Below are 7,221 nucleotides of genomic sequence, written 5' to 3'. Positions count from 1 at the left end.
AGCGGCTCGGTGGCACAATGGGAGTATGACCAGCACCTCGAACGCCGAAGCGCACGACGCACGGACCCCAGCCACCCAGACCCACGACGTCGAAATCGACAACAGCAACCGGAGCACCACCCCCGACTCCGCCGCGTTCCTGGGTTTCATCATGAGCGGCTGGGCCGAGCCCGCGGCCGCTGAGATCGCCCCGCGCCCCGCCGCCAGCTTCACCCCCGCCCGCCGGGCCGCGCTCAGCGCCGCCTTCCCGGGCAAGCGGCTCGTCATCGCCGCGGGCGCGATGAAGCAGCGCTCCAACGACACCTTCTACGTGTACCGGGCGCACTCCGCCTTCAGCCACCTGACCGGCTGGGGCTCCGACGCCGAGCCCGGCGCGCTGCTCGTCGCCGAGCCAACCGCCGAGGGCCACGACTTCACCCTGTTCTTCCGGGAGCGCGCCGGGCGCGACTCCGAGGAGTTCTTCGCGAACCCCGAGATCGGCGAGTTCTGGATCGGGGCGCGCCCCTCCCTCGCCCAGGTCGCGCAGGACCTCGGCCTGCCCACCCGCTCGCTCGGCGAGTTCGTGGCCGGGGCCGATGACCTCACCCTGGACGACGCGGAGCTTGCCCGCGCCGCCTCCGAGCTGCGGCTCGTGAAGGATGCCTTCGAGCTGGCCGAGATGCAGGCCGCCGTGGACGCGACCGAGCGCGGCTTCGTCGACGTGCTCGCGAGCCTGCCCCGTGCCAGCTCCGCGCCCCGCGGCGAGCGCGTCGTGGAGGGCGTGTTCAACGCCCGCGCCCGTCTCGACGGCAACACGGTCGGCTATGAGACGATCGCGGCCTCCGGCCCGAACGCCTGCACCCTGCACTGGATCCGCAACGACGGCGAGGTCCGCGAGGGCGACCTGCTGCTGCTCGACGCGGGCATCGAGCTCGACAGCCTCTACACGGCGGACATCACCCGCACCGTGCCCGTGACCGGCACCTTCTCCGAGGTGCAGCGCCGCGTCTACGAGGCCGTGCTGGAGGCCGCCGACGCCGCCTTCGCCGTGGTGAAGCCCGGGATCCGCTTCCGCGAGGTACACGAGGCAGCGATGGCCGTGATCGAGCGCAAGACCCGCGAGTGGGGCTTCCTGCCGGAGCGGGACGAGGCGAACACCGCCTTCCACCGCCGCTACATGGTGCACGGCACGAGCCACCACCTCGGCCTCGACGTGCACGACTGCGCCCAGGCCCGCCGCGAGCTGTACCTCGACGGCGTCCTGGAGCCCGGCATGGTGTTCACGATCGAGCCCGGCCTGTACTTCCAGTCCGATGATCTGACCGTGCCCGCCGAGTACCGCGGCATCGGGGTCCGCATCGAGGACGACGTCGTGGTCACCGCGGACGGTTACGTCAACCTCTCCGCGAACATCCCGCGCTCGGCCGACGCCGTCGAGGCCTGGGTCCGCGAGGCCCAGGGCCGCTAGTCCCGGGTCGCGCGGAACCGAAAACGGCGCTGGCGCTCACCCCGAGGGGTGAGCGCCAGCGCCGTTTCGTGCCAGTGGCTGGGTTACTCCCCCTGCGGCTGGTCGCCGATGAGGATCTGCCGGGCGTCCTGGACGAACTGGGGCTCGGTGATGACGTCGTAGCGGGTGGCGACGAGCTGCATGACCGAGGAGAAGTCGCGCCGGTTGCGGTTCATCGCGTAGGAGAGCACGCCGAAGAGCATGCCGAAGCCCGCGCCGATCGCGACCGCGGCGAGGAACACGCCGAGGATGCCGGAGTTGTCGGGCTGGAAGATGTAGAGGATCAGGCCGAAGAACAGCCCGAGGTACGCGCCGGACAGGGCCCCCATCAGGGCGACGCGACCGTAGGTGAGCTTGCCGGTGACGCGCTCCACGCTGCGAATGTCGTTGCCGAGGATCGCGAGGTTCGCGACGGGGAAGTTCGCCCGGGCGAGGGCGTCCACGGCGAGCTGCGCATCGTGGTAGCTGTCGTAGGTCGAGATGACGTCACCCTTGGGGATCTCCGGGAAGATCGTAGCCTGACGCGGTGAGACGGGTCGTGGTGTACTCATGGCCTTATTCTGGCACGCCCCGGCGTTTTCCGGGGGAGGAACGATAGATTGGTGTCGTGAGTAGCTCCCGAGTGTTTGTGGGTCGCCTAGCCGGGCGAAGCGTCTTCGACCCCGCCGGGGACCGGGTGGGGAAGGTCCGCGACGTCCTCGTCGTGTTCCGCTCCGCCGGCGCCCCCCGCGTGGTCGGCCTGATCGTGGAGATCCCCGGCCGAAAACGGGTGTTCGTGCCGATCGGCCGCGTGACCTCGATCGGGGCGGGCCAGGTCATCATGACCGGCCTCATCAACATGCGCCGCTTCGAGCAGCGCGGCGGGGAGACCCGCCTCGTCGCGGAGCTCATCGGCCGCGGCGTCGAGTTCGTCGACGGCTCCGGCCCGGCCGTGATCGAGGACGTCGGCATTGCCCGCGGCCCCTCCGGCGAGTGGCTCGTGAGCGAGCTGTTCGTGCGCGGCCCCCGCCCCGGCGCCTCCCCCTTCGCCCGCGGCGCGAGCCGCGTCGTGGCCTGGGCCGAGGTGCGCGAACCGAGCACGGACGTCGCGCAGAGCGCCGAGCACCTCGTGCAGACCACGGTGGACCTGAAGGCCGCGGACCTCGCGAACACCCTGCTCGAGCTGCCCGCCGAGCGGATGTTCCAGGTCATCGACGAGTTGCCAGACGACCGCATCGCGGACGCGCTGGAGGAGATGACCGAGGACGACCAGGCCCGGATCCTGACCCGGCTCGGCGACAGCCGCGCCGCCGATGTGCTCGACCGGATGGAGCCCGACGACGCGGCCGACCTCATCGCGCACCTGCCGGACGGCGCCGGGGAGACCCTGCTCGACCTGATGGAGCCCGAGGAAGCCGAGGACGTGCGCCGCCTCCTGGAGTACGGGCAGGACACCGCGGGCGGGCTGATGAACCCAACCCCGATCATCCTGAGCGCCGAGGCGACCATCGCGGAGGCCCTGGCCCTGATCCGCAAGCAGGACACCGACCCGGCGATGGCCGCCGCGGTCTTCGTCACGCTCCCGCCCTATGAGACGCCGACGGGCGAGTTCCTCGGGGTGGCGCACTTCCAGCGGCTGCTGCGCTATCCCCCGCACGACCGGCTCGGCTCGCACGTGGACCAGGAGCTGGAGGCGGTGCCCGTGCAGACGAGCGCCGCCGAGGTGGCGCGCCGCCTCGCGAGCTACAACCTGGTCTCGCTCCCCGTCGTCGACGAGAACGACCGCCTGCTCGGCGTCGTCACGATCGATGACGTGCTCGACCACCTCCTGCCCGATGATTGGCGGCACGCCGGGGACGAACTCTCCACGCGCTCGCGGAGGGTCGACTGATGGGGTGGCGGCGTCGCGACGACGCGGCCCCCGCGCCCCGGCTCCGCTTCGGCGGCGAGCTGGGCTCCGGCAACGAGCGCTTCGGGCGCTGGACCGAGGCCATCGCCCGCGGCATGGGCACCCCGTGGTTCCTGCTCGCGCTCTCGCTGTTCTGCATCGCCTGGCTGGTCTGGAACACTTGGGCTCCCGAGCACCTGCGCTTCGACTCCGCGGCGATCGGCTTCACCGCGCTGACCCTGATCCTCTCCCTGCAGGCCTCCTACGCGGCCCCCATGATCTTGCTCGCGCAGAACCGGCAGGACGACCGGGACCGCGTGCAGATGACCCAGGACCGCCAGCGCGCCGAGCGGAACCTCGCCGATACCGAGTACCTGGCCCGCGAGATCGTTTCCCTGCGCTTCGCCCTGAACGAGCTGCCGGACCGGGACTTCCTGCGCCAGGAGCTGCGGGCCCTGCTCCGCGAGCTCGGCGAGGAGGACCGCCGCGCCGCCGAGGAGGCGCGGCCCCTGACCCCGCCGAGCGATTCCGCGCCAAGCGGTCTCCAGCCGACGGATCCGCAGCCGACGGGTCCTCAGCCGATGAATCCCCCGACCACCCGTCCCCCGAACGAGGAGCCCCAGCCGTGACCGAGCAGCGCCCCGAGCCCATCCTGAGCGGCGAGGGGCTTCCCCCGCGCGAGCGAGCGGTGTGGAACCGCCTCGCGACGGTGATGGACCCGGAAATCCGCAAGCCCCTCACCGAGCTCGGCATGATCACGGGGCTTCGGGTGGACGAGGCCGCGGTCGCGCACCTGGAGGTGAAGCTGACCATCGTGGGCTGCCCCGCCGCGCGCCAGATCGAGCGGGACACCCGGGCCGCCGCCGAGGCCGCCGAGGGCATCGCCGCGGTCGAGCTGACGGTCGGCGTCATGAGCACCGCGGAGCGCACCGCCTTCACCGAGCGCGTGCGCGCGGGCAAGCCCGCCCGGGTGAACCAGTTCGGCCCGGACTCGCTCACCCGCGTCATCGCCGTCACGAGCGGGAAGGGCGGCGTAGGCAAGTCCTCCGTCACCGCGGGACTCGCGGTCGAGTTCGCCTCCCGCGGCCTCGCCGTCGGCGTGATCGACGCGGACGTCTTCGGCTTCTCGATCCCCGGCCTGCTCGGCCAGTCCTCTGACGGCATCACGGTGCAGCCCACCCGCGTCGGGGACATGATCCTGCCGCCGGTCGCGCACGGCGTGAAGTCGATCTCGATCGGGATGTTCCTCGGCGACCAGGACACCAGGAACACCGCCGTGTCCTGGCGCGGCCCCATGCTGCACCGCACGATCTCGCAGTTCCTCACCGATGTCTGGTTCGGCGACCTCGATGTGCTGCTGCTCGATCTGCCCCCGGGCACGGGCGACATCGCGATCTCGCTCGGCCAGCTCCTCCCGAACGCCGAGGTGCTCGTCGTGACGACCCCGCAACCGGCGGCGGCGGATGTCGCGGTGCGCAGCGCGCTCGTCGCCCGCCAGTCCGGGCAGCGCGTGATCGGGGTCGTGGAGAACATGGCGGGGCTCGCCCAACCCGACGGCTCCGTGCTGGAGCTGTTCGGCACGGGGGGCGGCCAGGAGGTCGCCGAGCGCCTCTCGGACGCCGAGCACGGCGAGGTCCCGCTCCTCGGCCGGATCCCCCTCAGCGTCGCCTTCCGGGAGGCGGGCGACGCGGGCACCCCCGCGGTGCTCGCGACCCCGTCGGACCCGGCCGCCCGCGCCCTGGCCGCGGTCGCGGATCGCCTGCTGGAGCGCGGCCGCGGCCTGGCGGGCAAGCCCCTCGGGCTCAGCGTCCGCTAGGCCCCTCCTCCGCGAGCCCCTCCGCCGCGTCCGCGACGGCCTCGGCTCAGTCCCCGTTCCGAGTCCGGCGCGGCCGGGACAGCAGCAGCGCGGCGAATCCGGCGGCCACGACCGTTCCGCCGAGCGCCCAGAGCCGCTGCGTGTCGCTCGCCCCCGTCGCCGCGAGCGGCGACACCGTGCCGACCGTGGGCCGCACGACCGGCGCGGTGCTCGGCCCGACGGGCGGGTCCACCGGCGGCGCAGTGACCGGCGGGTCAACGGGTGGATCAACCGGCGGATCCACGGGTGGGTCCACCGGCGGGATCACGGGCGGATCGGTGTCCGCGGCTTTCACCGTCAGCGTGACCTCGCGCTCGATGGCGTTGCCGAGCTCGTCTCGCGCGATCACGGTAAAGCTGACCGTCCCCGGCGTGGTGGGCGTTCCGGTCAGGGCCCCCGTTGCGGGATCGATCCGCAGGTATGCCGGCGCGTCCGCGCCGAGCGCCCAGCCGCCCGCCGCGGCGACCGTGAACCCGGGGTCGCTCACGGACACGGAGCCGGACCCCGGGGAATTGACGGTGAACTCGGGGATCGCTGTCTCGATGCTGACGCGGACAATCGGGTGAGCGACCGCCCCGTTGAATCGGTTCGCGGGCGCGGAGTCGAAGCCCCAGACGGCCTGTGCGTCCTCGGCCCCGAACCGCAACCGGAGGAAGGGGATCTCCGGGTCGGGATCGGGCTCGACCCCGCCGCCGGGGGGCCGCCCGATCACGCCCGGGAGCGTCACCCCGTCCTCCATCGTCACCCGTCCCGTCACGTCGATGCGGTGCGAGCTTGCCCCGACCGGGACGTAGATCGGCGCTCCGGTCACCGTTTGCAGCGTCACCTTCGTGGTGCCGCCCGGCAGACCGGCGAGGCTCGAAATGTGGTTCCCGACCGCCTGGAACGTGTTCATTGCCGGGTACTCGGCGAACACCGCAAGATCGGTGGCACCCGTGTTGCTGATGTTCACGTTGTTCAGCCCGGGCTTGCCCGCGAATTCGTCGAGCCGACCCGCCAGCGTCGGATTGTCGTTCACCCAGAGCTGAGACAGGGCGGTCGCGTCCCGGAGTCCGGCGAGGTTGTCGAGCGCGTTGTTGCTGAGGCTCACGAAGCGAAGCTCGCGCAGCCCGGACAGGGGATCCACGTTCGTCACGCGGTTTTCGACGGCGGTGAGCATCATGAGCTTGCTCATCTGCTCGGTTCCCGCGAGCGAGGTCAGGGCGTTGTGTCCCACCGCGAGCTGCGTCATCCCGACCAGGTCGGCGAGCGGCTCGATCGTCGTGAGCTGCGCGTTCGTCAGGTCCAGCTCACGGAGCGTGGTGATTCCCGAGAGCGGGCGCAAGGCGTCCGCCGCCCCGAGGCGGTTGCTGCCGCTCAGCGCGAACGCCCAGAGCTTGGTCGCGTGCTGTAATCCCTCAAGGGAAGCGACACCGGATCCGGTCACCGTGCAGCGCACCTCGCGCAGGCTGGCGAGATCCGCCACCGAGATCTCCTGGTCTGCGGGGCGGCCCGGGTCAAGCATCAGGTTCAGGCACGCGGCGAGCTCGGGGTCGGGGACCGCGCTGTCCGCGGCGAGCGCGGCAGTCGGCCCGACCCCGATCCCGATCCCCGCGAGGGCAATGAGCGCCGCCCCGCCTGCCGCCCAGAATCGTCGTCCGCTTCGCATCTCGTCCCCCAACGCCGTGTTCCTCCCCCGCGGGCTCGCAGCTCGGGTCGGACGCGGACGTCCGTGTTCCCCGCTACGCACCGTCCTGCCCCATGGTCATCGCACGTCGCGGGTTTTGTCAATGCCTCCCGGGCACCCCGCTGCGCTGGCGCGAGAAAGCGGGGCGAAATCCTTGCCAGGCACCCCAAATCCCTCTACTGTGCAGATGGGGGGCCTCTTCGCGCGCGGGCACTGCCGCGTGCGTGCTGAGCTGGGGCCCAGAGATGGGACGAACATGGGGAATTTCAGCGCGCGCGTGCGCTCCGCGACGATGACGGCGCTCGGGAGCGCAGCGCTCATCGCGCTCATCGCGAGCGGGGTGAACC

6 protein-coding genes are annotated in these 7,221 nt (G+C 71.8%); 4 read left to right on the top strand and 2 right to left on the bottom strand.

Annotation, left to right across the window (positions count from 1 at the left end; translation table 11 throughout):
- The first annotated feature begins 25 nt into the window (after positions 1-25).
- Positions 26-1,447: an aminopeptidase P family protein gene (locus OOT08_RS15035; RefSeq protein ID WP_325093603.1), complete on the top strand. Its 1,422-nt coding sequence runs from the start codon at positions 26-28 to the stop codon at positions 1,445-1,447.
- Between the two features lie 83 nt (positions 1,448-1,530).
- Here the strand turns inward: OOT08_RS15035 and OOT08_RS15030 are convergent, their stop codons facing one another.
- Complete coding sequence (locus OOT08_RS15030; RefSeq protein ID WP_325093602.1) at positions 1,531-2,037, bottom strand: general stress protein; 507 nt, start codon at positions 2,035-2,037, stop codon at positions 1,531-1,533.
- A 56-nt stretch (positions 2,038-2,093) separates the two neighbouring features.
- Between OOT08_RS15030 and OOT08_RS15025 the strand changes: the two genes are divergently transcribed.
- From OOT08_RS15025 to OOT08_RS15015, 3 genes are read left to right on the top strand one after another with little or no spacing between them, the layout of a single operon-like run.
- Positions 2,094-3,356: a magnesium transporter MgtE N-terminal domain-containing protein gene (locus tag OOT08_RS15025; protein ID WP_325093601.1), complete on the top strand. Its 1,263-nt coding sequence runs from the start codon at positions 2,094-2,096 to the stop codon at positions 3,354-3,356.
- The gene (locus OOT08_RS15020; RefSeq protein WP_325093600.1) at positions 3,356-3,982 is read left to right on the top strand and encodes a DUF1003 domain-containing protein; all 627 of its coding nucleotides are present in this window, start codon (positions 3,356-3,358) and stop codon (positions 3,980-3,982) included. Before OOT08_RS15025 ends, OOT08_RS15020 begins: the two co-directional genes overlap by 1 nt.
- Entirely contained in the window at positions 3,979-5,169 is a 1,191-nt protein-coding gene (locus tag OOT08_RS15015) for a P-loop NTPase (protein WP_442916263.1), read from the top strand. The genes OOT08_RS15020 and OOT08_RS15015 overlap by 4 nt, the downstream gene beginning before the upstream one ends.
- Positions 5,170-5,215: 46 nt before the next feature.
- On the opposite strand, the gene OOT08_RS15010 is transcribed toward OOT08_RS15015, so the two are convergent.
- Positions 5,216-6,856 (bottom strand): leucine-rich repeat domain-containing protein, encoded by a 1,641-nt coding sequence (locus tag OOT08_RS15010; RefSeq protein ID WP_325093598.1) that lies wholly within the window; start codon positions 6,854-6,856, stop codon positions 5,216-5,218.
- Positions 6,857-7,221: the final 365 nt, after the last annotated feature.

The organism is Leucobacter sp. M11 (assembly GCF_035726885.1).
Taxonomy (GTDB): Bacteria; Actinomycetota; Actinomycetes; order Actinomycetales; family Microbacteriaceae; genus JAPFRB01.
The sequence above is the reverse complement of the archived record's forward strand: the minus strand, read 5'-3'. Positions and strand labels throughout refer to the sequence as shown.